Below are 26,274 nucleotides of genomic sequence, written 5' to 3' on the forward strand. Positions count from 1 at the left end.
TTGATGGCGGGAAAAATCCACTTGGCCCAAAAATTGCTTTTTATTTTACTTTGGTCAAGCCGCAGGAGGGGGAGGGGTGGCGTTTTCTTCGCCGAACCCTAGAGGCTGAACTGTTCGCCGAGATAGAGACGACGGACATCGGCGTTGTTGACGATGTCGTTGGCGCGGCCGTGGGTCAGCACTTCACCGGCATGGATGATATAGGCACGGTCGATCAGGCCGAGCGTTTCGCGCACATTGTGGTCGGTGATCAAGACGCCAATGCCGCGGGCCGTCAGGTGACGGACCAGATTCTGGATGTCCGAAACAGAGATGGGATCGACGCCGGCAAACGGCTCGTCGAGCAGCATGAAGGTCGGGTCCGTCGCCAGCGCGCGGGCGATTTCGAGACGGCGTCGCTCACCACCGGACAGCGCCACCGCCGGTGACTTGCGCAGCTTCTCGATGTGGAATTCCGCCAGCAGTTCGTCGAGCTTGGCTTCGCGCTTGCGTTTGTCGGAAATGTGCACTTCGAGCACGGCACGGATGTTTTCTTCGACCGTCAGCCCACGGAAGATCGAGGCTTCCTGCGGCAGATAGCCGACGCCGAGGCGGGCGCGCCGATACATCGGCATCGACGTCACGTCATTGCCGTTGATCGAGATCGTGCCGGCATCGACCGGAACGAGGCCCGTGATCATGTAGAAGCAGGTTGTCTTGCCAGCGCCGTTCGGCCCGAGCAGGCCAACGGCCTCGCCTCGGCGCACCACGAGCGAGGCGCCATTGACCACACGACGGGAATTATAGGTCTTGGTCAGTCCATGGGCGATCAGCGTGCCTTCGTAGCGCGCCTTGTCGCCCGGCAGGCCGGCCGGGGCAGCCGCCTTCTTGGCCTGCTTTGTCCTGGAGAAAAAAGGAATGTGCACGTTCACGCGGACCCGTCAGTTGCTCTGCTGGGACTTGGGATCCAGCTGGATCTGGACGCGCCGGCCACAGCTGTCGAGCTTCGCCCGTCCCGTTTCCATCTGAACGGTCAGCTTGCAGCCGACAAAGACATTCTGTCCCTCAGACAGCACCACGCGCTCGCCTTCGAGCACGAAAAGCTGCTGAGCCATGTCGAAATAGCCCTTGTCGGCGGTTGCCTGCTGCGTGCCGGAGGAGAGGAACACCTTCTGCGCGACGTCGATCTTCTCGATGTCGGCATTGCCCTGCGTGACCGTCTGGCCTTCGCCACGGTAATGCACCACCATCGAGCCTGCCTGCAGCGTCGTCGTACCCTGGACCACCTTCACATTGCCGGAGAAGAAGGCCTTCTTCTCCTGCTCGCGGATTTCCAGCGCGTCGCTTTCGATCTGGATCGGCTGGTCGTTCGACAGCTTCAGGCCGTCCATCTGGCTGTTGGTCGTCTGCGCTGCAGCGGCCGATGCCAGGATGCTCGCCGAAACGAACAGGAAGCCAGCGACAACAGACGTGGTAGAGGGGCGATTCATCATGGCTGGGCGGCTTCCATAGACCGATTGCTGCGAAGGGCGGACGGCTCGATATTCAACTTGACGCTGCCCGAAAAAATCATGGTTCGCCCCTTATCCTTCATCTCGAGCGAGTTCGCAACAATCGAGGCGCCTTTGGTCTGGATCGCCACCGGATCATCCGTCTTCATGGTGCCGCCGGAGATATCGAGATGCGCGGAGCCGAACTGCGCATCGATGCCGCTGCTGAGGTTCAGGGTGAAGGGCTTGTCGAGATCGAGGATATTGGCGCCGCGGTCGAAGATGCCGCTGGTCGCCACGACATTGGCGACAACCTTGTCATTGACGGGTACCGCCGCTGCTATCGTCTCGAGCGTGATCATGTTGGGGTTCTTGATATCCTGCAGCGCGCGCTCGGCCCGCATCGAATACCGCACGCCGTCGGAATTGCGCCCGGCGATTGCAGGCTTCTCCATCACGACCTTGCCGTCTTCGATCTTGGCCGATTCAATCTGCAGCTCCTCGGGCATCAAGCCGCGGACAAAGGAGACGGCCACGAAGGCGAGCGTGATCCCGAGCGCGGCGACCGGCAGCAGAAAGCGCAGGCGACGCACACGGCGCGAATGGTTCACGGCCCGTCGATAGGCTTCAGCGCCGGATCCGCTTTCGGCGGTCGGCAGGCCGTCATGTGTCGTTTGCAGCATTAACAGGAACCCGTTCTCATGGCGCTTGGCCGAAACCTGTGCGCCTACTTTCGTCGTTTCGCATGTCCACCGGTCCTTGCCAATATGGATTGTGGCGGCCCGGTTACAAGAACTGCGCCAGAGGGAGCGTCGACGGGCCGGGTGGATAAAGTGAGGCGACGCCGATCACGATTTAGCGTGTGATGCACGTCATATCGCTCGCAAAGCCACCGATTTATGGTTAAGTTGTTCCTTGACTGAGCTTTTTTGCTTTGGCAACTTTGTCGCCGCTCACGTCACAAGAGAAATTTCAGGGGGTCCGCGTGATAAAGTCGGAATTGGTGCAGATCGTCGCGGCCCGCAATCCGCATCTCTACCATCGCGATGTCGAAAACATTGTGAACGCGGTACTCGACGAAATTACCGATGCGCTCGCAGCGGGCAACCGCGTGGAGCTGCGCGGCTTCGGCGCCTTCTCCGTCAAGAACCGCCCGTCGCGTTCCGGCCGAAATCCCCGCACGGGCGAGACCGTCTTCGTTGAAGAGAAGTGGGTGCCCTTCTTCAAGACCGGCAAGGAATTGCGCGAGCGCCTCAACCCCGGCATGGGCGACGAGGACGACGAATAAGACGCTTTTCGCGTTGAAAATTCCGCCTCTGTCCTTACCTTGAACCGCTGAGAGGTCCCGGTTGCGGGATCGGGCAGAAATGGGAGTTGTCGAGATGGTGCGCAAAGTGGTGAGCCTCGTGGTATTCGTTCCGCTCGGTGTGCTCCTCGTCATTCTGGCCGTTGCCAACCGCGCGCCGGTCAATCTCGCCCTGAACCCCTTCAATCCGGCCGACCAAGCGCTCTCGGTTTCAGCACCCCTCTTCGTGCTGCTGATCCTTGCCGTCATGCTCGGCGTGCTGCTGGGTGCGATCGTCACCTGGTTCACCCAGGGCAAGCACCGCAAGAAGGCGCGCAACCAGTCGCGCATGGCCCAGCAGTGGCAGGCCGAGGCGGATCGTCAAAAGACGCGCGCCGAAGAGATCGCCGGCTCGACCCTTCCCCAGATCGGCGCGCGCTGACCGCGCCGGCGGCGCAAGCCACGAGTGCTCGCGCCAAATTTCCTTTTCGCGCCGGGCCGGCAATGCTAAGGGCAGGCCGAGACGAACACCGACCCACGGATATCAGACGTGAAGAACAAGGAACGTCGCCCCGGCAAGCCATTCCCGGGAGCGAAGGCGAAAGGCAATGGCTCGGACCGGCCGGGCTCGGCAAAGCCCGCGTCTGCCAAGGGGAGGGACGATCGCTCGATCCGCCAGCCACGCCGCGATGCCGATGCGCCCAAAAGCCGCCCGCAGCCGCAGGCCGTTGACACCACGGCCGAGCCCGCTCGGCCCTTGACGGTACGCTCCGGCGAGCGCCCGGCCGAGCGCGTGCCGCTGATCCTGGAATCGACGGGGGCCGGCGATTTCCACCTGATCGACAGCGGTGAGGGCCTGAAACTCGAGCAATACGGTCCCTACCGGATCGTGCGGCCGGAAGCCCAGGCGCTCTGGCCGCGTGCATTGCCCGCCCATATCTGGGACAAAGCCGATGCGGTCTTTACCGGCGACACGGATGAAGATGGCATGGGCCGCTGGCGTTTTCCCCGCGAGGCGCTCGGCGAGACCTGGCCGCTTTCGCTCCTCGGCGTCGATTTCCATGGCCGGTTCACGGCTTTCCGTCATGTCGGTGTCTTCCCGGAGCAGATCGCCCACTGGAGCTGGATGAAGGAGAAGATCGAAGCAGCCGACCGGCCGCTGAAGGTCCTCAATCTCTTCGGCTATACCGGCGTTGCCTCGCTGGTTGCCGCTGCTGCCGGTGCCGAAGTCACCCATGTCGACGCCTCCAAGAAGGCGATCGGCTGGGCCCGCGAGAACCAGTCCTTGAGCCGCCTGGACAAGGCGCCGATCCGCTGGATCTGCGAAGACGCGATGAAGTTCATCTTGCGCGAGGAGCGTCGCGGTAATCGTTACGACATCATTCTGACCGACCCGCCGAAATTCGGCCGCGGCCCGAATGGCGAAGTCTGGCAGCTTTTCGACCATCTGCCGCTGATGCTCGACATCTGCCGAGAACTCCTGGCCCCCAAGGCGGTGGGTCTGGTGCTGACCGCCTATTCGATCCGCGCCAGCTTCTATTCGATCCACGAACTGATGCGCGAAACCATGCGTGGCAAGGGCGGTCTGGTCGAGTCGGGCGAGCTCGTGATCCGTGAGGCTGGTCTCGACCGCAAGACGCCTGGCCGCGCTCTCTCCACCTCTCTTTTCAGCCGCTGGGTGCCGAAATGACCGATGATTTTCGCCACGAGGGACCGCGCCGCGTCGGCCAGGTCAAGGAAGTCACCAGCCTCGCCAATCCGATCATCAAGGACATCAAGGCGCTGTCCCTGAAGAAGGCGCGGGACGAGAGCAAGACCTTCCTCGCCGAGGGCCTGAAGCTCGTCATCGACGCACTCGATCGCGGCTGGACCATCCGCACCCTCGTCTATGCCAAAGCTGGCAAGGGCAAGCCGCTGGTCGAGAAGGTCGCTGCGCGCACCGTCGCCGCCGGCGGTCTGGTGCTGGAAGTCAGCGAAAAGGTCATGTCCTCGATCACCCGGAGGGAAAATCCGCAGATGGTGGCCGCCGTCCTCGAACAGCGCTGGACACCGCTGAAAGAGATCCAGCCGAAGGGCACGGAAACCTGGATTGCGCTCGATCGCGTTCGCGACCCCGGCAACCTCGGCACCATCATCCGCACGGCAGATGCTGCCGGTGCCGCCGGTGTCATTTTGGTTGGCGACTGCACCGACCCCTTCTCGATGGAAACCGTGCGCGCCACCATGGGCTCGATGTTCGCTTTGCCTCTGGTCAAAACGACGCCCGCCGATTTCCTCAAGTGGAAGAAGTCGGTCGACGCCCGTCTGGTGGCCACGCATCTCGCCGGCGCCGTCGACTATCGCACCATCGACTACAAGTCGAAGCCGGTCATCCTGATGATGGGCAATGAGCAGTCGGGCCTGCCGGATGAGCTGGCTCAGGCGGCTGACAAGCTCGCCCGCATCCCGCAGGTCGGCATGGCCGATAGCCTCAATCTGGCAGTCGCCACCGGTGTCATGCTCTTCGAGGTCCGCCGCCACCTGCTCACGCTCTATGGAGCCAAGTGACCATGCTCGCAGCCTTCAACCGGCCAGGCCCGGTGCTCACCTTCATCGCAATTGCCCTGATCCTCGATCAGGCGATCAAATATGCGGTGGAAGTCACTCTGCCGATGCATGAGCTGATCCCGGTTTTGCCGTTTTGGGCGCTGTACCGCACCCACAATCTCGGTGTCGCCTTTTCCATGCTGTCCCATCTCGACAGCTGGTTCATTATCGGCCTGCGCCTCGTCATTGTCGGCTTCGTTCTGTGGCTGTGGCGCAAGACCGGCCCGGAGCAGCATTTCGCCCATCTCGGCTTCTCGATGATCATCGCTGGCGCGCTCGGCAATATCATCGACCGGCTGACCTATGGTTATGTCGTCGACTACATCCTGTTTTACACGGACACCTGGTCCTTTGCGGTCTTCAATCTGGCCGACAGCTTCATCACCATCGGTGCGATCTGCATCGTGATCGACGAGATCATTCAGCACCGCAAACCGAAGCCGCCGGAGGCTTGACAGGCGTCATAAGCCTCCGAAGTTTTGTCACTTTCCTGTAGCAGTGTCGTGTTTAAAGGCCCGTGACTTCAACGCTGGATAGATCCGATGAGCGTGGAACTGATCGAACGAGACCTTCTCCTGGAAAGCCCGGCAGCCCTGCCGCTGGGACTTGCATCCTCCCGGGATCTCCTGGGCCGCATTGGCAGCCTCGAGACCCGCCTTGCCCGTACCGAACGCGAGATCGACGCCGCGCAGGCAGTGCGTTACCGCGTCTTCGTCGAGGAGATGAAGGCCCAGGTCGATCCCGAATGCGCTCGCCGCGGCCGCGACGTTGACAGCTGGGATGGCCTTTGCGATCACTTGCTGGTTCTCGACCGCGCCATCGAAGGTGACACAGAAGACCAGATTGTCGGCACCTATCGCCTGCTGCGCCACGACGTGGCGATCGCCCATGGCGGCTTCTACTCGGGTTCGGAGTTCGGCGTCGACGCGCTGGTCGCCCGCCACCCGGGCAAGCGCTTCATGGAGCTCGGCCGCTCCTGCGTGCTGCCGCAATACCGCACCAAGCGCACCGTCGAGCTGCTCTGGCAGGGCTGTTGGGCCTATGCCCTCCAGCACCGCATCGACGCCATGTTCGGCTGCGGTTCCTTCCCCGGCACGCAGCCGGAAGAACACGCGCTTGCGCTTTCCTTCCTGCATCACAATGCTGTCGCGCGCGGCGAATGGGCCGTGGATGCGCTGCCGCATCTCTACCGCGAGATGGACCTGATGCCGTCGGAAGCCGTCAATACCCGCCGCGCCCTCTTTGCCATGCCGCCGCTGATCAAGGGATATCTTCGCTTGGGTGCCATGGTCGGCAATGGTGCCGTCGTCGACCAGGCGTTCAACACCACCGACGTCTTGATCATCCTGCCCATCTCCAGCATCTCCGGCCGCTACGTCAACTATTACGGCGCGGACGCCGGCCGCTTCGCCAGCGCCAGCTGAAGACATGCCCTCTCCCCCGTGGGGGAGAGGGCCTTGCCGGCCAGGCGAGAGGCTTTCGCAGGGTGCGGGACCCCGTTTCTGCCGATCATCGTGGCAATGCGCATGCCGCTGCGTGCACCCGGCCGACACTCTGCCGGCCACCGCATGCCTGTCTCTCGACCGTCCTTGCCGGCTTCGGGACCTCTGCCACCATCGGCAGGTCCGCGAGCTCCCGAAGGCTCATGTCTCGCACCATCGGGTGGCCTGTGGGGTCATGCCGCCAGTCATGAGGTGCTGGCGTCGAATGTGTAGTCGGTCTCCAGAGAAACTTGAACATGGTTCGACCCTTTTCTGCTCCAATCGCAAGATTTTGCCGCTGTTGGTGAGATCATGTTCAGCCTCTCGCCACCGAAATTCAATTGAGTTTCGCCCCGATCGATTATAGCTTTTCTATATGAAGAACCTCAGTCAGGTGCATCTGAACGGCCTGCGTGCCGTTGAAGCTGTTGGTCGCCTAGGCTCCCTGCAGGCGGCGGCAGACGAACTCGGCGTCTCGATCGGCGCCGTCAGCCAGCAGGTGATCAAGACCGAGCAGCAGCTTGGCCGGCTGCTCTTCGAACGGACGAGCCGCGGCATGGTGCCGGCCGAGACGGCGGTCGACGTGCTGGCCCGCCTGTCCGATGGTTTCCGCCATCTCTCGAGCGCCGTGGATCTTGCGAAGCGGAGCGATGACAGCGTGCTGACCATCTCGGTCGCCCCGGTCTTCGCCGCCCGCTGGCTGGTGCACCGCATCCCCGCCTTTTCCGAGCGCTTTCCCGAGATCGGCCTGCGGATCGATGCCAATGATCGTCTGACCGATGTCAGTCACACCGATGTCGACCTCCGGATCCGTGTCGGCCGCGGTCATTGGCCGGGCTTCAAGGCGGAGCTGATCCTCGATCAACGGGTGGTGCCGGTCTGCACACCGGCCATGGCGGAGCGTTTGAAGCAGCCAGCGGACATTTTGGACCTGCCGAAGATCATCGACGGCCGCGCCATGTTCGGCTGGGATCTGTGGCTCGCAGCGGCGGGGCTCGAAGGGGCGGAGATCAAGGCCCGCCACACCTTCAGCGAAGCCTCCCTCTGCCTCGATGCGGCGATTGCCGGGCAGGGGGTGATGCTGGCCTGGCAGACGATTGCCTCTCATCAGTTGCGGCATGGCCAGCTGGTCGCGCCCTTCGGCCCGGCGGTAAGGACCGGCTTCGGCCACTACTTCGTGACGGCAGAAAATGCGCGGCGGTCGGAGAAGGTGGAGAAGTTCAAGCGCTGGCTGAAGCGCGAGATCGAGGACGACATGGAGCGGCTCGCAAAAGCCGCTCCCGTGTTCGCTTAAACCGCCGCGTTATAGGCCGCAATCGCCGCCATGTTGACGATGTCGCTGTCCTTGGCGCCCATTTGCGCAATCTGCACCGACTTTTCGAGGCCGATGAGCAGCGGCCCCATGACGGTCAGCCCGCCCAGTTCCTGCAGCATCTTGGTCGAGATCGCCGCCGAATGGATCGCCGGCATGACCAAGACGTTCGCCGTCCCCGACAGGCGGCAGAACGGATACTGCTCCATCCGATGGCTGTTCAGTGCCACATCTGCTCCCATCTCACCGTCATATTCGAAGGAGACCCCGCGCCGGTCGAGGATCTTCACAGCCTCACGCACGCGCTCGGAGCGCTCGCCGGTCGGATGGCCGAAGGTCGAATAGGCCAGCAGAGCGACGCGCGGCTCAAGCCCCAGCCGATGGGCGACACCGGCAGCCTCTTCTGCGATGTCGGCGAGTTCGTCCGCTGTCGGCATGTCGTGCACGGCGGTATCCGCCACCACGATCGTCCGCCCGCGTGCGAGCGCCAGCGACACGCCGATGACGCGATGTCCGGGCGCCGTGTCGATGCAGCGGCGCACGTCTTCGAGCGCGGTCGAATAGTTGCGCGTGGTGCCGGTCACCATGGCATCGGCATCGCCGAGCGCCACCATGCAGGCGGCGAAATGGTTGCGGTCCGTGTTGATCAGCCGCTGTGCATCGCGGTGCAGGTAACCCTTCCGCTGCAGGCGGGCATAGAGATATTCGGTATAGGCCTCCACCCGGGTGGAGACACGCGCATTGACCACTTCGATGCCCGTGCGGTCGAGATCGATCCCCGCCCGCTCGGCGGTCGCCTTCAGCGGCTCGTCGCGGCCGAGCAGGATGGCGGTGCCGAGCCCCTGGTTGGCAAACGAAATCGCCGCGCGCATGACCTGCTCTTCCTCGCCTTCGGCAAAGACGACGCGCTTCGGATGACTGCGCACATGTTCGTAGATCCGCTGCGTGGCCGCTGCGATCGGGTCGCGGCGGGCGGAGAGTTCATGGGCATAGGTGCCGAGATCCTCGATTGCCTTGCGCGCGACACCGCTTTCCATGGCAGCCTTTGCCACCGCAACGGGGATCGCCGAGATGAGGCGCGGATCGAAAGGCACGGGAATGATGTATTGCGGTCCGAAGCGCGGGCGCTGGCCCTGATAGGCCGCCGCCACGTCGTCTGGAACGTCTTCGCGCGCCAGATTGGCAAGCGCTTCCGCTGCCGCGATCTTCATCGCATCGTTGATCTGGCTGGCGCGCACATCGAGCGCGCCGCGGAAGATGTAGGGGAAACCGAGAACATTGTTGACCTGGTTCGGATAGTCCGAGCGGCCGGTCGCCATGATCGCATCCGAGCGGATTTCGGCCACTTCCTCCGGCGTGATTTCCGGGTCCGGATTGGCCATGGCGAAGATGATCGGGTTCGGCGCCATCGATGCAATCATGTCCGCGGCAAAGGCGCCTTTCTGCGACAGGCCGAACACGACGTCCGCCCCGACCATCGCCTCCCTCAGGCTGCGCCGGTCGGTCTTCACGGCATGGGCGCTCTTCCACTGGTTCATCCCCTCGGTACGGCCTTGATAGATCACGCCCTTGGTGTCGCAGAGAATGATGTTCTCGCCGTTGAAGCCCATGGCCTTGATCAGCTCGATGCAAGCGATCGCCGCAGCGCCCGCACCGTTGCAGACGAGTTTTGTCGTCTTGAAGTCGCGTCCGGTCAATTCCAGCGCGTTGATCAGACCCGCCGCCGCGATGATCGCGGTCCCGTGCTGGTCGTCATGGAAGACCGGGATGTCCATCAGCTCGCGCAACCGGCTCTCGATGATGAAGCAGTCAGGCGCCTTGATGTCTTCGAGATTGATGCCGCCGAAGGAGGGGCCGAGGTAACGCACGCAGTTGATGAACTCGTCGACATTCTCGGTATCGACCTCGATGTCGATCGAATCGACGTCCGCGAATCGCTTGAAGAGAACCGACTTGCCTTCCATCACCGGCTTGGAGGCCAATGCCCCGAGATTGCCCAGGCCCAGGATCGCGGTGCCGTTGGAGATGACGGCCACCATGTTGCCGCGAGTGGTATAGTCGTAAGCCGTGGCCGGATCGGCCGCGATCGCCTTGACCGGAACCGCAACGCCGGGGGAATAGGCAAGCGACAGATCGCGCTGCGTGGCCATGGCCTTGGTCGGGGTGATCTCGAGCTTGCCGGGGCGCCCTTGGGAGTGGAAGTCCAGCGCTTCCTGTTCCGTGACCGAGACTTTCGTCCGGCCGGTCGTCTTCTCGCTTGCCATGCTTCCCCTCACCTTGTTGTGGGCAGCGGGCGAACGCCGGCCCATCCTGGTTGTTTTTCCTCGCCTTAAGTCGTTAGTGTTGCACGACTTCCTTTTCAAGAAAACATTGAGCCCGTGACGCTATACCAAGCCACCCCGAGTGATGTCCTGAATGTCGCCGAGCTGACCTCGGAGGAAAGCCGTGCGACGGCGACCCCGATGATGGAGCAGTATATCGAGATCAAGGCCGCCAACCCGGGCAGCCTGCTCTTCTATCGCATGGGCGATTTCTACGAGCTCTTCTTCGAGGATGCGGTCGATGCCTCGCGGGCGCTGGGCATCACGCTGACGCGCCGTGGCCAGCATCTCGGCCAGGACATTCCGATGTGCGGCGTGCCGGTGCACGCGGCCGACGATTACCTGCAGAAGCTGATCACGCTCGGCTTCCGCGTCGCCGTCTGCGAACAGGTCGAAGACCCGGCCGAGGCGAAAAAGCGCGGCTCGAAGTCGGTGGTGAAGCGCGACGTCGTGCGCCTCGTCACGCCGGGCACACTGACTGAGGAAAAGCTCCTCTCGCCCTTCGAGTCCAACTATCTGATGGCGCTGGCCCGCATTCGCGGCAGCTCCGCCCCGCAGCTGGCGCTCGCCTGGATCGATATCTCCACCGGCATCTTCCGCCTCGCCGAAACGACGGAAACGCGGCTGCTCGCCGATATCCTGCGCATCGAGCCGCGCGAGCTGATCGTGCCCGACACGCTTTTCCACGACGAGGAGCTGAAACCTGCCTTCGACGTGCTCGGTCGTGTCGTCGTGCCCCAGCCTGCCGTGCTCTTCGACAGTGCCAGTGCCGAAGGGCGCATCGCCCGCTACTTCGGAGTGACCACCCTGGACGGCTTCGGCGCCTTTTCCCGTGCCGAGATCGCTGCTGCTGCCGCAGCCGTCGCCTATGTGGAAAAAACGCAGATCTCCGAGCGCCCGCCGCTCGGTCTGCCCGAGCGCCAGAACGCAGCCTCCACCCTCTTCATCGATCCGGCCACCCGCGCCAATCTCGAACTGGTCAAGACACTGTCGGGCGAGCGCAATGGCTCGCTCCTGAAAGCGATCGATCGCACCGTCACCGGTGGCGGCGCGCGTCTGCTCGCCGAACGCCTGATGTCGCCGCTGACGGACCCCGAAGCCATTGCAGAGCGCCAGGATTCGATCGCCTTCCTGCTGGCCGACGGCCTGCTTGTCGACCGCCTGCGCGATGCCCTGAAGCGCGTGCCGGATATGCCGCGTGCGCTGTCTCGTCTGGCGCTCGATCGCGGCGGCCCGCGTGATCTCGGTTCCATCGTCGCTGGCCTTGCCGCCTCAACCGAAGTTGGCCGCCTGCTCGATCCCTCGGGTCTCCCGAAGGAACTCTCCGAGGCGCTTTCCGATCTCGCAGCCCTTCCCGTCGATCTGGGCCCGAGCCTGGCATCGATGCTGGCCGACGAACTGCCGCTTCTGAAGCGCGACGGCGGCTTCCTGCGCGATGGTGCAATTCCGGAGCTCGACGAACTGCGGGCCCTGCGCGACCAGTCACGCCGGGTCATCGCCGGCCTGCAGCTGCAATATGCCGAGGAAACCGGCATCAAGTCGTTGAAGATCAAGCACAACAACGTGCTCGGCTATTTCATCGAGGTGACCGCCGGCAATGCAGGGCCGATGACCGACACGGACGAGGCGAAGTCCCGCTTCATCCATCGCCAGACCATGGCCAACGCCATGCGCTTCACGACGACAGAACTCGCCGACCTCGAAAGCCGGATTGCCAATGCTGCCGGTCAGGCGCTGTCGCTCGAACTGGCAGCCTTCGACCGGATGGTGGCGCAGGTGATTGCCGCTGCCGAGCCGATCAAGGCAGCCGCTCGCGCGCTCGCCGTGATCGACGTCGCCGCCGGCCTTGCCGCCCTCTCCGAGGAGCAGGGTTACTGCCGCCCGCTCGTTGACGATAGCAGGATGTTCAAGATCACCGCTGGCCGCCATCCGGTGGTCGAGCAGGCGTTGCGCCGCCAGGCTGCGAGCCCCTTCATCGCCAATGATTGCGATCTCTCGCCGCATGACACCAAGGGCCCCGGCGCCATCTGGCTGCTCACCGGTCCCAACATGGGCGGTAAGTCGACCTTCCTGCGCCAGAATGCGCTAATCGCCATCCTTGCCCAGATGGGCTCCTTCGTGCCCGCGGGTGCCGCCCATATCGGCGTGGTCGATCGCCTATTCTCCCGTGTCGGCGCCTCGGACGATCTGGCGCGCGGCCGTTCCACCTTCATGGTCGAGATGGTCGAAACGGCGGCCATCCTCAACCAGGCCACCGACCGCTCGCTGGTCATCTTGGACGAAATCGGCCGCGGCACCGCGACCTTCGACGGGCTCTCGATTGCCTGGGCGGCCGTCGAACACCTGCATGAGGCAAACCGCTGCCGCTCGCTCTTTGCCACCCACTTCCACGAGCTTACCGCACTCTCGGAAAAGCTCGCCCGCATGTCGAACGTGACGATGCGCGTCAAGGAATGGGATGGCGACGTCATCTTCCTGCATGAGGTTGGCCCGGGTGCGGCCGACCGCTCCTATGGCATCCAGGTCGCCCGTCTTGCCGGTCTGCCGGCTGCCGTCGTCGCGCGCGCCCGTGATGTTCTGACCCGCCTGGAAGACAGCGACCGCAAGAACCCGGCCGCCCAGCTGATCGACGATCTGCCGCTGTTCCAGGTCGCCGTCCGGCGTGAGGAGATCCAGAAATCCGGCCCGTCGAAGGTCGAGGAGGCGCTGCGCTCACTCGATCTTGACGACCTCACGCCTCGCCAGGCGCTCGAGGCGCTCTATGATCTCAAGAAACAACTTGGCAAGCCTTGACCGGTAGAGTGCCTGTCAATCGCGCCCGAAAAGCGCTATAGCGCCACCAATCCCGGCCGATTCCCGGGTTCCCAAGAGATGATGCCGCCCCCATGGCCAATGCAGTCCTCGCCTTCGACGATCTCCTCGACATTGACGCGCTTCGTGCGTCCTGCAAGACCATCGCCGAGGCCGGTTGCGGCAACATGCTGGAGACCCGCTCGAAGCTTTTGCCGATCCTGAAGAAGGCGTCGGCCGATGCCCGCGAACAGGCGCGCTTGAAGCTGTTCGAGGATGGCAGCGGGATGAACTGCGCCAACCGCATCTCCTGGATCCAGGACCAGCTGATTTCGGTGATCTTCGATTTCGCCCGGACCCATGTCTATCCGAAGGATACGAACGGTCTCGCCGTTGCCGCCGTCGGCGGTTACGGTCGCGGCACGCTCGCACCCGGCTCCGACATCGACCTGCTGTTCCTGCTGCCACCAAAGGCTGGCCCCGCCATGCACAAGGCGGTGGAATTCGTGCTCTATCTCCTCTGGGATGTCGGCTTCAAGGTTGGCCATGCTACCCGTACGGTCGAGGAATGCATAAGGCTGTCGAAGGCTGACATGACCATCCGCACGGCGATCCTCGAGACCCGCCACATCTGCGGAGAAGAGGCCCTCGTCACCGAACTGCAGCAGCGCTTCGACCAGGAAGTGACGACCGGCACTGCACCCGAATTCATTGCCGCCAAACTTGCCGAACGCGACGAGCGCCACCGCAAGGCAGGCGACAGCCGCTATCTCGTCGAGCCGAACGTCAAGGAAGGCAAGGGCGGCCTGCGCGATCTTCAGACGCTCTTCTGGATTGCCAAATACAATTACCACGTCCGCGATACCGACGAGCTCGTGCGTCTCGGCGTGCTCTCGCGCCACGAATGGCGCCTGTTCCAGAAGGCGGATGACTTCCTCTGGGCGGTCCGCTGCCACATGCACTATCTGACCGGGAAGCCGGAAGAGCGGCTCTATTTCGACATCCAGCCGGAAATTGCCAAGAACCTCGATTATCAGTCGCGTCCGGGCCTCTCGGCGGTCGAGCGCTTCATGAAGCATTACTTCCTGGTGGCGAAGGACGTCGGCGATCTCACGCGCATCTTTGCAGCAGCGCTGGAAGACCAGCAGGCCAAGGCGGCACCCGGCATCGGCGGCATGATCGGCCGCTTCGCCAACCGTCCCCGCAAGATCCCGGGCGCCAGCGAATTCATCGACGATCGCGGCCGCATCGCGCTTGCCGATCCCGGCATCTTCAAGAAAGATCCGATGTCCATCATGCGGCTCTTTCATGTGGCCGATCTGAACGGGCTGGAATTCCATCCCGATGCCCTGAAGGCCGTGACGCGGTCGCTCTCGCTGATCAAGAACGATTTCCGCGAGAGCGAGGAGGCAAACCGCCTCTTCCTCTCCATCCTGACCTCGCGCAAGGATCCGGGCTTCATCCTGCGGCGCATGAACGAGGCCGGCGTGCTCGGCCGCTTCATGCCGGAATTCGGCAAGATCGTCTCGATGATGCAGTTCAACATGTATCATCACTACACCGTCGACGAGCATCTCATCCGCACGGTCGAGGTTCTCTCCGAGATCGACAAGGGCAATGCGGAGGAGATCCATCCGCTCGCCAACAAGATCATGCCCGAGATCGAGGACCGTCAGACGCTCTACGTCGCCGTACTCCTGCACGACATCGCCAAGGGCCGCCAGGAGGACCACTCGGTGGCCGGCGCCAAGGTGGCGCGCAAGCTCTGCCCGCGTCTCGGACTGACCCCGAAGCAGACCGAAATGGTCGCCTGGCTAATCGACCAGCATCTCCTGATGTCGATGGTCGCCCAGACGCGCGACCTGCATGATCGCAAGACCATCACCGACTTTGCCGAGAAGGTGCAGTCGCTCGATCGCCTGAGAATGCTTCTGGTGCTGACAGTCTGCGACATCCGCGCCGTCGGTCCCGGTGTCTGGAACGGCTGGAAGGGCCAGCTTCTGCGCACGCTCTACTACGAGACCGAGCTTCTGCTTTCCGGCGGCTTCTCTCAGGTTTCCCGCAAGGAGCGCGCCAAGCACGCGGCCGAACAGCTCACTCAGGCGCTCGACGGCTGGAGCCAGAAGGATCAGCGCACCTATACCAAGCTGCACTACGAGCCCTACCTGCTCTCGGTCGATCTCGAGGACCAGGTCCGCCACGCCCATTTCATCCGCCAGGCGGACAAGTCGGGCCAGGCGCTCGCCACCATGGTGCGCACCCACCAGTTCCACGCGATCACCGAGATCACCGTGCTCTCGCCGGACCACCCGCGCCTACTGTCGATCATCGCCGGCGCCTGTGCCGCAGCCGGCGCCAACATCGCCGACGCGCAGATCTTCACGACCTCGGACGGCCGCGCGCTCGACACGATCCTGATCAACCGGGAATTCCCGATCGACGAGGACGAGATGCGCCGTGCGGCCACGATCGGCAAGATGATCGAAGACGTGCTCTCGGGCCGCAAGCGCCTGCCGGAAGTCATCGCCACGCGCTCCAAAGGCAAGAAGAAGAACAAGACCTTCCCGGTCCAGCCGGATGTGCGCATCTCCAATGCGCTGTCCAACAAGTTCACCGTCATCGAGGTTGAATGCCTCGACCGCATCGGTCTGCTTGCCGAAATCACCGCCGTTCTCTCGGATCTTTCGCTCGACATCCATTCGGCCCGCATCACCACCTTCGGTGAAAAGGTCATCGATACCTTCTATGTCACCGATCTGGTCGGCCAGAAGGTCACCAATGAAAACCGCCAGGCCAACATCGCAAACAGGCTGAAAGCGGTCATGGTTGACCAGCCGGATGAACTTCGCGACAACATGCCCTCCGGCATCATCGCGCCGCCGCCACGCGCTGCGCCGGTGCCCAAGAAGGCACGGGCCTGAGGAATGAGCCTCGTCAAGAAATTCATGACCGTCGGTGGGGCGACGCTCGGCAGCCGCATCTTTGGCTTCGCGCGCGAAACCCTCATGGCCGCAGCACTGGGGACTGGTCCGGTCGCCGACGTCTTCTATGCCGCCTTCCGCTTTCCCAATCTCTTCCGGCGTCTTTTTGCCGAAGGCGCGTTCAATGCCGCCTTCGTGCCGCTCTTCGCCAAGGAGATCGAGGCGAATGGCATCGACGGCGCCAAGCGCTTCTCCGAAGAAGTTTTTGGCGTCCTGTTCTCGGTCCTTCTGATCCTGACCATCGGCATGCAGCTTTCGATGCCGCTGCTGGTCCAGTGGATCATTGCGCCGGGCTTCGCCGACGATCAGGAGAAATTCGACCTGACGGTGCGCCTCGCGATCGTCATGTTTCCCTATCTCATGTGCATGTCGCTGACGGCCATGCTGAGCGGCATGCTGAACTCGCTGCATCACTTCTTTGCCGCAGCGATCGCACCGGTCTTTCTCAATGTCCTGATGATTGGCGCGCTGGCCTGGGCGCTCTGGACCGGCGCCGATCCCTCGGTCACGGCCTGGGCCCTCTCCTGGTCGGTGCTCGGCGCGGGGCTCTTGCAGATGGCCGTCGTTTATCTCGGTGTGCGCCATGCCGGCATCCGCATCGGCTTCAAGCGCCCGCGCTTCACGCCGAACGTCAAGCGCCTGCTGGTGCTCGCAGTCCCGGCCGCCATCACCGGCGGCATCACCCAGATCAACCAGCTGATCGGCCAGGCCATCGCCTCGACCAAGGAAGGGGCGATAGCCGCCCTGCAATATGCCGACCGCATCTATCAGCTGCCACTCGGCGTGGTCGGTGTCGCGGTCGCCGTGGTGCTGCTGCCAGAACTCGCCCGCGCGCTGAAGGGCGGGCACATGAAGGAGGCGGGCAACCTCCAGAACCGCTCGATCGAATTCGTGCTGTTTCTCACCCTGCCGGCCGCTGCCGCAATCTGGGTGCTCTCGGACGAAATCATCCGCGTGCTCTATGAGCGCGGCGCATTTTCCGAGCAAAACACCGCGGTTGTCGCCTCGATCCTCGCCATTTACGGCATCGGCCTCCCGGGCTTCGTGCTGATCAAGGCGCTGCAGCCGGGCTACTACGCCCGCGAGGACACCAAGACGCCGATGCGCTTCACCATGGTTTCGGTGGCGCTCAACACGGGCCTTGCCATCACGCTCTTCCCGATCTTCGAGGAAAGCGGCATTGCGATCGCTGAAGCCGCTGCCGGCTGGACCAACACCATTCTGTTGTTCTCGGTGCTGGTCTGGCGTGGCCATATCGTCTTCGAGTGGTCGCTGGTCACGCGCACACTGCGGCTGATGATCGCCTCGGCAATCATGGCGGGCCTGCTCGTCTACCTGTCCGATCGGTGGTCCGCCTGGCTGCAGCCATCAAGCCCGCTCTTCGATCAGATCCTGGCGCTGGGCGGTCTGGTTGTCGTGGCCATGCCCGTCTATTTCGGCATCGCCTTCCTGATCGGTGGCGCAGATATCGGCACGATCCGCCGCAGCCTGAAGCGCAGGAAAAAGGCCGCTGACGAACCCGCGGCGACCCCCGCTGATCCCGATCAGCAATAAGTCCAGGTGCGCTTCGGCCCGATATCGACATGAACGATACCGTTGCAGTAGCGGCCGATCCCGCCGATGCCGGGGGCCGTGCGCGCCGCCGCGACGATCTTCTTTTCCGGCACGCCGGGAACGCGAATGTCAGCGGCGAAACAGTGGCTGTGCTGGGACTTGCCCGAGCGCGGACGGTGGCCTGAGGTCACCACCGGCTTCTTGCCGGTCTTCTTGGCGATGTGAGCAAGGATCGCCTTCAGCTCGTCGGGAAAACAATTGGCTTTGACGCTGACGCGCTGCAGCGTGTAGGCGACGGCCGTATCGTGCTTCATGAAGAAATGGCGCTTCTTCTTCTCGACGGCCTCGACGGGTGAGAGGAGACCGAGTGAAAGAACGCAGCCGAGCGCGACGCGAAACAATGTGCGCATGAGTGACCTTCTGGAATGAGATTGTTGTTTTCAGCGATCCAGATCGCTTGCTGCGGTTTTTTATTCCCGCAAATGTGTCAAATTTGGTGCGCTTTGCTCGATTTGAGATTTACACGCATTTTTGTCTTGCAAATCAGTCCGTTTGAAGGGCGCCAATTCATTCCTTAAACCCCTCGAATCCGGGAGGAAATTTGCCTATGCGTGATGTCGGCTTCCTTTCCGTCACATCTCGAACCGAAAGCCCCCATCATGAGCGCAAACAGCCTCTTTCTCGTCAGCCTCGTCGTCGACAGCTATGATCGTGCGAAGACCTTCTATTGCGACGCCCTTGGCTTCGACTGCGTGGAAGACACGGCAATGCCGGACGGAAAGCGCTGGCTCGTGGTTCGCCCGAAGGGAGGCGAGGGCGCTTCGCTCCTGCTCGCGGAGGCATCGGACGACACCCAGCGCGCGGCCATCGGCAACCAGACCGGCGGCCGCGTCGGCTTCTTCCTGAAGACCGATGACTTCGCCCGCGACCATGCACGCTTCATGCAGGCCGGGGTCATCTTCCGCGAGGCGCCGCGTCACGAGCCTTATGGCACGGTCGCGGTCTTCGAGGATCTCTATGGCAACCTCTGGGACCTGATCGAGCCGGCGCGTCCCTGAGGGGTGCCCTCCACCGAAGTGAGCGCTTGATTGCGCCCCGCGCGCCGTGCATAAGCCCTGTCCGACGCGATCAGAAGATCGGGCCCTCCACCAGCCTGTTGAGGACAACAATGACTGAGTTCAAGCCGCTGGTATTCTCCGGCGTTCAGCCCACCGGCAATCTCCATCTCGGCAATTATCTCGGCGCCATCAGAAAGTTTGTCGCGCTGCAGGAAAACAACGACTGCATCTACTGCGTCGTCGACCTGCATGCGCTGACGGCCCAGCTGGTCCACGAAGACATGGCGACCCAGATCCGCTCGATCACGGCCGCCTTCCTCGCCGCCGGCATCGACCCGAAGAAGCACATCGTCTTCAACCAGTCGCAGGTGCCGCAGCATGCGGAGCTTGCCTGGATCTTCAACTGCGTGGCCCGCATCGGCTGGATGAACCGCATGACGCAGTTCAAGGACAAGGCCGGCAAGGATCGCGAGCAGGCCTCGCTCGGCCTTTACGCCTATCCGAGCCTGATGGCTGCCGACATCCTCGTCTACCGCGCGACCCATGTGCCGGTCGGCGAAGACCAGAAGCAGCATCTGGAGCTCGCCCGCGACATCGCCATGAAGTTCAACATGGACTTTGCCGAGAAGATCCGCCCGACGGGTCTCGGCATCGACATCAAGGTCGGCGACGAGCCGGTGCATGCCTATTTCCCGATGGTCGAGCCACTGATCGATGGCCCGGCGCCGCGCGTCATGAGCCTGAAGGACGGCACCAAGAAGATGTCGAAGTCGGATCCCTCCGATCTCTCGCGCATCAACCTGATGGACGACCAGGACGCGATCTCCAAGAAGATCCGCAAGGCGAAGACCGATCCCGACGCGCTTCCGAGCGAAACGGAAGGCCTCAAAGGCCGTCCCGAAGCCGATAACCTCGTCGGCATCTTCGCGGCCCTCGCCGACAAGTCGAAAGCTGATGTCCTTGCTGAATTCGGCGGCCAGCAATTTTCCGTCTTCAAGCCGGCGCTCATCGAGCTTGCCGTCGACGTGCTCGCCCCGATCAATGCCGAGATGCGCCGTCTGATGGAAGACCCGGCTCACATCGACGCGGTGCTGCGCGACGGTGGCGAGCGGGCGCGGGCGCGTGCCGAAAAGACCATGAACGAAGTCCGCGACATCATCGGTTTCGTGCGATAAGGTCGCGGTCGCGAGCGGGTCCCACCGGAGCCCCGCTCGCGCCACATGTCATCGTCCGGCGGCGGGGTATTCTATGGTTTCAACGCGTCTGTCACGTCTTGAAGGTCACCGCCGCAAGTTCATGGCGGTTATCGACAATACCCCGGAATGCTTTCGCGCGGTGCATTATGCCGGCCGCCGTGCCAAGAATTCCAATGGCGGACTGGTCCTGACCTATGTGATCCCCGATGGCGACTTTCAGCAATGGCTGGGTGTCGAGGAGATCATGCGGGCCGAGGCCCGGGAAGAGGCGGAAGCCATCATGGCCAAGGCCGCCCAGACCGTGCGGGACACGATCGGCATCGAGCCGGAGATCGTCATCCGGGAAGGCAGCTCCTTCGCCGAGATCAACGGCCTGATCGAGGAAGACCGCGATATCGCGATCCTCGTTCTCGCGGCCGGATCGACCAAGGAAGGCCCGGGTCCGCTCGTTTCGATGATCGCCGGTCGCGGCGCCGCTTTCCCGATCCCGGTCACGGTTCTGCCGGATACGCTGACCAATGAGGAAATCGACGCGCTCTGCTGATTTCGCCATCCCGGCTTTCGTGTCTTGAAGATGCGGTCCGCAACGTCTATTTTGGAAGTATTCTAATCTTTAGCGGTGCGCTCACCGCCCGGAGGCCATAATGTTCATCCAGACCGAAGCTACGCCGAACCCGGCGACCCTAAAATTCCTGCCCGGCAAGGTGGTCATGGAAACCGGCACGGCCGAATTCCGCGACGCCGAAAGCGCTGCGGCCTCGCCGCTCGCATCCCGCATCTTCACGATCCCGGGCGTGACGGGCGTCTTCTTCGGCTATGATTTCGTCACCGTCTCCAAGGACGGCCCCGAATGGCAGCATCTGAAGCCGGCGATCCTCGGCACGATCATGGAGCATTTCATGAGCGGCGCGCCCGTCATGGGCTCGGCTTCCGGCTCCGTCGAAGCCGAAGGCGACGATGAATTCTTCGATGCCGGCGACGAAACCATCGTGGCAACCATCAAGGAACTGCTCGAAACCCGCGTCCGCCCTGCGGTCGCCCAGGACGGCGGCGACATCACCTTCCGTGGCTTCAAGGATGGCAAGGTCTTCCTGAACATGAAGGGCTCCTGCGCCGGTTGCCCGTCCTCGACGGCGACCCTGAAGCATGGCGTACAGAACCTGCTCCGCCACTTCGTTCCGGAAGTGCAGGAAGTCGAAGCGGTCTGATCCGACCGGACGGGAGACGAGATGATCGTTCTTGCGATCGATACGGCGGGTGTGGACTGCGCAGCCGCCGTTTTTGATTCCGATACCGGCACCATCCTCGGTCGCGTCAGCGAGACCATCGGTCGTGGCCATGCCGAACGGCTGATGGCGATGATCGACGAGGCGCTGGCCGAGGCAAAGCTTTCCCTGACGGATGTCGGGCGTATCGGCGTGACCATTGGCCCCGGCTCCTTCACCGGCATCCGTGTCGGCGTCGCGGCTGCCCGGGGGCTGGCATTGGCCCTGGATGTGGAATGCGTCGGCGTCTCGACGCTTGAAGTCTTGAGCCAGACAAGCCTGGAAAAGCAGGGGCTGATCCTCGCCGCCATCAACGCCCATCGCGACGAAGTCTATGCACAGAGCTTTCAGGACGGCGTCCCCCACGGCGAGCCGCTTTTGCTCGAGCTCGATGATTATCTAGCGCGCGCAGCCGTTCCCGGCACCGTTCTTGTCGGCTCTGCCTCGGCCCTTGTCTCGGATCTCCAGGCGGAAACGGGGCCGGATCATTACCCGATCGAGATCGTCGCGCGTATCGCTTCATTAGCGAAAGCTCAGGGCAAGCCGAAGCCGCTCTATCTCAGGGGACCGGATGCGAAACCGCAGACCGGATTTGCCGTATCGAGAGCCTGACATGCGCGACAGCCTGTTCTACCGCCAGCCCGAATTCGAGATTGTCCCGATGACCTCCGAACACTGCCGCGCGGTGTCGGAGCTGCATGGTCAGCGCTTTCCCCGCGCCTGGGGCGACGGCGAGTTCTTAAGCCTCCTTCTCCAGCCCAACACTTTCGGTTTCGCCGCCTGGCAGACCAATACGCTGATCTTCAAGGCGCCGCTCGCCGGTTTCGTGCTCGCCCGCGAAGTGGCCGGCGAGGCGGAGATCCTGACGATTGCCGTCAGCGACAAGGTCGCGCGCTTCGGCCTCGGCTGGCGGCTGATGCAGGCAGCGCTCCGCGAGGCGAAGGGCAGGGGCGGGGAATCCATGTTTTTGGAGGTCGATGACGGCAATCAGGCCGCACTCGGCCTCTATCGCAAGCTCGGCTTCGAGAAAGCCGGTGAACGCCCCGCCTATTACACCGATGAAAACGGCCGCCGGTCCTCCGCGCTTGTCATGCGCCGCGATCTTCGCTAACCCGGCGGTTGGACCAACCGACCATCTGCGGATATGCTGACATTATGAATGACGCCCTGAAATCGCTCGAAACGCTGTGTGCCGAACGGGGCATGCGCATGACCGAGCAGCGTCGCGTCATTGCCCGCATCCTGGAAGAATCGCATGATCATCCGGATGTCGAGGAGCTCTACCGCCGCTCATCCAAGGTGGATGCGAAGATCTCGATCTCCACGGTTTACCGGACGGTCAAACTCTTCGAAGACGCCGGCATCATTGAGCGGCATGATTTTCGCGATGGCCGCTCGCGCTACGAGACCGTTCCGGAAGAGCACCACGATCACCTGATCGACCTGAAGACCGGTACCGTCGTCGAATTCCATTCGCCGGAAATCGAGGCGCTGCAGGAGCGCATTGCCCGCGAACACGGCTTTCGCCTCGTTGGCCACAGGCTCGAACTCTACGGCATTCCCCTGTCGAAGGACGAGAAATAGGCCGATGCCCGCCATGCCAGTGAGGCCCGCGTGATCAACTGGCTGAGGGTCGGCCTTTTTCTCATCGTGCTGCTGGTCATCTCGGGCCTGATGATCCCGGTCCAGCTGCTGGCACTGCGCTTCGACTGGCCGCTCCGGCGCCGGCTGCCGCGCTACTGGCACCGCATGGCGCTCTGGTTCCTCGGCATTCGCGTGCATGTGCATGGCAGGCTGGAGACCCGCCGGCCGCTGATGATCGCCGCCAACCATGCCTCTTGGAAGGACATCCTCGTCCTCGGGTCGATCGCCGATGTCGCTTTCATCGCCAAGACCGAGGTTGCCTCCTGGCCGGTCTTCGGTTTCCTCGCCAGATTGCAGAAGACGATCTTCGTCGTGCGCGAGGAAAAGCGCCGCACGGGGGATCAGGTCAACGAGATCGCCGCCCGCATGGCCGACGGCGAAATTGTCGTGCTCTTTCCCGAAGGCACAACGTCGGACGGCAATCGTATCCTCGGCATCAAGTCGTCGCTCTTTGGCGCTGCGGCCGCAGCCCTGCCAAAAGACGACGAGAACGGCATCGTCAATGTCCAGCCGACGGCCATTGCCTATACCCGCGTCCAGGGCATGCCCATGGGCCGCTACCACCGCCCGATCGCCGGCTGGCCGGGAGATACGGGATTGATGGAGCATCTGATCGGCGTTCTGCGGGCCGGCGCGCTGGATGTCGACGTCACCTTTGGAGAGACGGTCGAGTTTCGCAAGGGTGACAGCCGCAAGGCGCTCGCGCTGCGCATCGAAGAGCAGTTGCGCGCGATGCTGCTCGCCCATCTCAGAGGTCGCCACAGGCGCTGATCATCCGCGCTCATTTTTCGGTTTAATCGTGGGCCGAAAACCACTAAATAGCGCGCCATGACCCAGGAAACCGTAAGCCTTCCCGAGACCCCGGCGCCGGGCGCCAACACGCGCAAGGTCTTCATCAAGACCTATGGCTGCCAGATGAACGTCTATGACAGCGGCCGCATGGCCGATGCCCTGGCGGCCGATGGTTATGTGCCGACCGAGGTCATGGAAGAGGCGGATCTCGTCCTGCTCAACACCTGCCACATCCGCGAAAAGGCGGCCGAAAAGGTCTATTCCGCGCTCGGCCGTCTGCGCGAGCACAAGAAGGCGCGTGCGGCGGAAGGCAAGGAATTCATGATCGGCGTCGCCGGTTGTGTCGCCCAGGCGGAAGGCGAGGAGATTTCCCGCCGCGAGCCAGCCGTCGACGTGGTGCTCGGCCCGCAGACCTATCACCGCCTGCCGCAGGCTCTGCAGAAGGCCCGTGCCGGCGAGCGTGTGGTCGATACGGAATACGCGCTCGAAGACAAGTTCGAGCATCTGCCGGATCCGACCAAGGTCATCGGCAAGCCCCGCTCGGTCACGGCCTTCCTTACCGTCCAGGAAGGCTGCGACAAGTTCTGCACCTTCTGCGTCGTGCCCTATACCCGCGGTTCGGAAGTCTCCCGTCCGCTCACGCAACTCCTGACCGAAGCGCGCAAGCTGGTGGACAGCGGCGTGCGCGAACTGACGCTGCTCGGCCAGAACGTCAATGCCTGGCATGGCGAGGATGAGAAGGGGCGGGCGATCGGCCTCGGCGATCTCCTCTATAGGCTCGCCGAAATCCCCGGTCTCGCGCGCCTGCGCTACACCACCAGCCATCCGCGCGACATGGACGACCGGCTGATCGAGGCGCATCGGGATCTGCGCATGCTGATGCCCTATCTGCATCTGCCAGTGCAGTCTGGCTCCGACCGGATCCTGAAGGCGATGAACCGCCGCCACAAGGCATCGGAATACGTTGCTCTCATCGATCGCATCCGCTCCGTCCGCCCCGATATTGCGCTTTCGGGTGACTTCATCGTCGGCTTCCCCGGCGAGACGGATCAGGACTTCGAAGACACGATGAATCTCGTGCGCGAAGTGAACTACGCGCAGGCTTATTCGTTTAAGTATTCGACACGTCCCGGCACGCCTGGCGCCGATTTGCCCGACCACTTGGCCGAGGATGTAAAGACCGAACGCCTGGCACGGCTCCAGGCGCTGTTGCTGGACCAGCAGCAGGCCTTCATGCAGTCGATGATCGGCAAGACCATCGACCTGCTTCTGGAGAAGCCGGGCCGCATGCCGGGACAGCTCATCGGACGCTCGCCCTGGCTGCAGTCGGTGAATGTTGATGCAAAGTCATCGCAAATCGGTGACATTATACAGGTACGAATCACCGCAGCCGGCCCAAACAGCTTGTTTGCCGAGGTGGCAGAGGGTTAGAGTGAGGGCCTGAACCTGATCACAGCAGGAGCCTGATCGCTTGAACGCAACAGAAGTGGTTTCTTCACCCTCGCGCAATGTCCGCACCTCTGCGACCGACGCCAATCACTTCATCTTGACGTTCGAGAACAACAGGCTTGCCAGCGAGCTATTCGGCCAGTTCGACCAGCATTTGAAATTGCTTGAGCAGCGCCTCCAGATCGAGGCCCGCGCCCGCGGCAATTCGGTGGCCATTACCGGCGAACTTCAGGCAACGAACCAGGCTCGACGCGCGCTCGACTTCCTCTATGCCCGCCTGCAGAGCGGCGGCTCCGTGGAAGCCTCTGACGTCGAGGGTGCCATCCGCATGGCGGTCGCCGCAGACGACCAGCTGTCGCTTCCGACGCTGGAGCGCAAGGCCAAGCTGTCGATGGCGCAGATCTCCACCCGAAAGAAGACGATTGCGGCCCGCACCCCGACGCAGGACGCCTATATGCGGGCGCTCGAGCGTTCGGAAATGGTCTTCGGCGTCGGCCCTGCCGGTACCGGCAAGACCTACCTTGCCGTCGCCCATGCCGCACAGCTCCTCGAGCGCGGCGTCGTCGATCGCATCGTGCTGACGCGCCCTGCGGTTGAAGCCGGCGAGCGCCTCGGCTTCCTGCCGGGCGACATGAAGGACAAGGTCGATCCGTATCTCCGCCCGCTCTATGACGCCCTCTATGACATGATCCCCGGCGACAAGGTCGAGCGCGCCATCACCGCCGGCGTCATCGAGATCGCCCCGCTCGCCTTCATGCGCGGGCGGACGCTTGCCAACGCGGCGATCATTCTCGATGAGGCGCAGAATACGACCTCGATGCAGATGAAGATGTTCCTGACGCGTCTCGGCGAAAACGGCCGCATGATCATCACCGGCGACCCGAGCCAGGTTGACCTGCCGCGCGGCGTCACCTCCGGTCTGGTCGAGGCGCTGAACGTGCTGAAGGGGGTCGAAGGCATTTCCGTCGTCCGCTTCAAGGATACGGACGTGGTTCGCCACCCGCTGGTCGGCCGCATCGTGCAGGCCTATGACGCCAAGTACAAGGTACAGGACGAGAGCGAGCAGAGCGAGCACTAAGCCCGCTTCACCA

Annotated in this window: 25 protein-coding genes; 20 read left to right on the top strand and 5 right to left on the bottom strand. The window is 63.0% G+C overall.

The window, feature by feature from the left end; all coding sequences use genetic code 11:
- Positions 1 to 98: 98 nt before the first annotated feature.
- The 3 genes from lptB to lptC all read right to left on the bottom strand — a co-directional run bounded on the left by lptB (position 99) and on the right by lptC (position 2,152).
- Positions 99 to 845, bottom strand: a complete 747-nt coding sequence (lptB, locus tag M1E12_RS21285) for an LPS export ABC transporter ATP-binding protein (protein WP_162760080.1) — start codon at positions 843 to 845, stop codon at positions 99 to 101.
- 75 nt (positions 846 to 920) lie between these two features.
- On the bottom strand, positions 921 to 1,472 hold the full coding sequence (locus M1E12_RS21290; RefSeq protein ID WP_136540241.1) for an LptA/OstA family protein: 552 nt from the start codon (positions 1,470 to 1,472) through the stop codon (positions 921 to 923).
- A complete protein-coding gene (gene lptC, locus M1E12_RS21295; RefSeq protein WP_479563203.1) occupies positions 1,469 to 2,152 on the bottom strand; it encodes an LPS export ABC transporter periplasmic protein LptC in 684 nt (227 codons plus the stop codon). Before lptC ends, M1E12_RS21290 begins: the two co-directional genes overlap by 4 nt.
- A gap of 302 nt (positions 2,153 to 2,454) precedes the next feature.
- Here lptC and M1E12_RS21300 point away from each other — a divergent pair, with 302 nt between their 5' ends.
- The 7 genes from M1E12_RS21300 (at position 2,455) to M1E12_RS21330 (ending at position 8,115) form a co-directional block, all read left to right on the top strand.
- Positions 2,455 to 2,757: an integration host factor subunit beta gene (locus M1E12_RS21300; protein ID WP_054149157.1), complete on the top strand. Its 303-nt coding sequence runs from the start codon at positions 2,455 to 2,457 to the stop codon at positions 2,755 to 2,757.
- Positions 2,758 to 2,851: 94 nt separating this feature from the next.
- Positions 2,852 to 3,196: a LapA family protein gene (locus M1E12_RS21305; RefSeq protein WP_113460309.1), complete on the top strand. Its 345-nt coding sequence runs from the start codon at positions 2,852 to 2,854 to the stop codon at positions 3,194 to 3,196.
- Between the two features lie 108 nt (positions 3,197 to 3,304).
- The gene (locus M1E12_RS21310; RefSeq protein ID WP_479563204.1) at positions 3,305 to 4,444 is read left to right on the top strand and encodes a class I SAM-dependent methyltransferase; all 1,140 of its coding nucleotides are present in this window, start codon (positions 3,305 to 3,307) and stop codon (positions 4,442 to 4,444) included.
- Positions 4,441 to 5,301: a TrmH family RNA methyltransferase gene (locus tag M1E12_RS21315; protein WP_479563205.1), complete on the top strand. Its 861-nt coding sequence runs from the start codon at positions 4,441 to 4,443 to the stop codon at positions 5,299 to 5,301. The genes M1E12_RS21310 and M1E12_RS21315 overlap by 4 nt, the downstream gene beginning before the upstream one ends.
- A gap of 2 nt (positions 5,302 to 5,303) precedes the next feature.
- On the top strand, positions 5,304 to 5,795 hold the full coding sequence (gene lspA / locus M1E12_RS21320) for a signal peptidase II (RefSeq protein ID WP_113460151.1): 492 nt from the start codon (positions 5,304 to 5,306) through the stop codon (positions 5,793 to 5,795).
- 87 nt (positions 5,796 to 5,882) lie between these two features.
- Positions 5,883 to 6,764 (top strand): l-ornithine N(alpha)-acyltransferase, encoded by an 882-nt coding sequence (olsB, locus tag M1E12_RS21325; protein WP_479563206.1) that lies wholly within the window; start codon positions 5,883 to 5,885, stop codon positions 6,762 to 6,764.
- A gap of 433 nt (positions 6,765 to 7,197) precedes the next feature.
- Complete coding sequence (locus M1E12_RS21330; protein WP_479563207.1) at positions 7,198 to 8,115, top strand: LysR substrate-binding domain-containing protein; 918 nt, start codon at positions 7,198 to 7,200, stop codon at positions 8,113 to 8,115.
- On the opposite strand, the gene M1E12_RS21335 is transcribed toward M1E12_RS21330, so the two are convergent.
- Complete coding sequence (locus tag M1E12_RS21335; protein WP_479563208.1) at positions 8,112 to 10,397, bottom strand: NADP-dependent malic enzyme; 2,286 nt, start codon at positions 10,395 to 10,397, stop codon at positions 8,112 to 8,114. The genes M1E12_RS21330 and M1E12_RS21335 overlap by 4 nt on opposite strands.
- A gap of 198 nt (positions 10,398 to 10,595) precedes the next feature.
- Here M1E12_RS21335 and mutS point away from each other — a divergent pair, with 198 nt between their 5' ends.
- The 3 genes from mutS (at position 10,596) to murJ (ending at position 17,779) form a co-directional block, all read left to right on the top strand.
- Positions 10,596 to 13,247: a DNA mismatch repair protein MutS gene (gene mutS, locus M1E12_RS21340; RefSeq protein ID WP_479564938.1), complete on the top strand. Its 2,652-nt coding sequence runs from the start codon at positions 10,596 to 10,598 to the stop codon at positions 13,245 to 13,247.
- Positions 13,248 to 13,339: 92 nt separating this feature from the next.
- The gene (locus tag M1E12_RS21345) at positions 13,340 to 16,165 is read left to right on the top strand and encodes a [protein-PII] uridylyltransferase (protein ID WP_479563209.1); all 2,826 of its coding nucleotides are present in this window, start codon (positions 13,340 to 13,342) and stop codon (positions 16,163 to 16,165) included.
- 3 nt (positions 16,166 to 16,168) lie between these two features.
- Positions 16,169 to 17,779 (top strand): murein biosynthesis integral membrane protein MurJ, encoded by a 1,611-nt coding sequence (gene murJ, locus M1E12_RS21350; protein ID WP_479563210.1) that lies wholly within the window; start codon positions 16,169 to 16,171, stop codon positions 17,777 to 17,779.
- On the opposite strand, the gene M1E12_RS21355 is transcribed toward murJ, so the two are convergent.
- Positions 17,770 to 18,189, bottom strand: coding sequence for a YcbK family protein (locus tag M1E12_RS21355; RefSeq protein WP_310240076.1), 420 nt, complete (start codon positions 18,187 to 18,189; stop codon positions 17,770 to 17,772). The genes murJ and M1E12_RS21355 overlap by 10 nt on opposite strands.
- A gap of 249 nt (positions 18,190 to 18,438) precedes the next feature.
- Here M1E12_RS21355 and M1E12_RS21360 point away from each other — a divergent pair, with 249 nt between their 5' ends.
- The 10 genes from M1E12_RS21360 to M1E12_RS21405 all read left to right on the top strand — a co-directional run bounded on the left by M1E12_RS21360 (position 18,439) and on the right by M1E12_RS21405 (position 26,261).
- The gene (locus M1E12_RS21360) at positions 18,439 to 18,837 is read left to right on the top strand and encodes a VOC family protein (protein WP_479563211.1); all 399 of its coding nucleotides are present in this window, start codon (positions 18,439 to 18,441) and stop codon (positions 18,835 to 18,837) included.
- A 110-nt stretch (positions 18,838 to 18,947) separates the two neighbouring features.
- Entirely contained in the window at positions 18,948 to 20,012 is a 1,065-nt protein-coding gene (gene trpS, locus M1E12_RS21365) for a tryptophan--tRNA ligase (protein ID WP_479563212.1), read from the top strand.
- A 73-nt stretch (positions 20,013 to 20,085) separates the two neighbouring features.
- The gene (locus M1E12_RS21370; RefSeq protein WP_113460142.1) at positions 20,086 to 20,577 is read left to right on the top strand and encodes a universal stress protein; all 492 of its coding nucleotides are present in this window, start codon (positions 20,086 to 20,088) and stop codon (positions 20,575 to 20,577) included.
- Between the two features lie 100 nt (positions 20,578 to 20,677).
- Entirely contained in the window at positions 20,678 to 21,241 is a 564-nt protein-coding gene (locus M1E12_RS21375; protein ID WP_113460141.1) for a NifU family protein, read from the top strand.
- A gap of 21 nt (positions 21,242 to 21,262) precedes the next feature.
- The gene (gene tsaB, locus M1E12_RS21380; protein ID WP_479563213.1) at positions 21,263 to 21,910 is read left to right on the top strand and encodes a tRNA (adenosine(37)-N6)-threonylcarbamoyltransferase complex dimerization subunit type 1 TsaB; all 648 of its coding nucleotides are present in this window, start codon (positions 21,263 to 21,265) and stop codon (positions 21,908 to 21,910) included.
- A gap of 1 nt (position 21,911) precedes the next feature.
- On the top strand, positions 21,912 to 22,409 hold the full coding sequence (locus tag M1E12_RS21385; protein WP_113460139.1) for a GNAT family N-acetyltransferase: 498 nt from the start codon (positions 21,912 to 21,914) through the stop codon (positions 22,407 to 22,409).
- Positions 22,410 to 22,453: 44 nt separating this feature from the next.
- Entirely contained in the window at positions 22,454 to 22,882 is a 429-nt protein-coding gene (locus M1E12_RS21390; RefSeq protein WP_479563214.1) for a Fur family transcriptional regulator, read from the top strand.
- Between the two features lie 33 nt (positions 22,883 to 22,915).
- Positions 22,916 to 23,713: a lyso-ornithine lipid O-acyltransferase gene (gene olsA / locus M1E12_RS21395; protein ID WP_479564939.1), complete on the top strand. Its 798-nt coding sequence runs from the start codon at positions 22,916 to 22,918 to the stop codon at positions 23,711 to 23,713.
- Between the two features lie 57 nt (positions 23,714 to 23,770).
- A complete protein-coding gene (miaB, locus tag M1E12_RS21400; protein WP_479563215.1) occupies positions 23,771 to 25,165 on the top strand; it encodes a tRNA (N6-isopentenyl adenosine(37)-C2)-methylthiotransferase MiaB in 1,395 nt (464 codons plus the stop codon).
- 40 nt (positions 25,166 to 25,205) lie between these two features.
- Positions 25,206 to 26,261, top strand: coding sequence for a PhoH family protein (locus M1E12_RS21405; protein WP_113460136.1), 1,056 nt, complete (start codon positions 25,206 to 25,208; stop codon positions 26,259 to 26,261).
- Positions 26,262 to 26,274 lie beyond the last annotated feature (13 nt).

It is taken from the genome of Rhizobium sp. K33 (assembly GCF_056501445.1).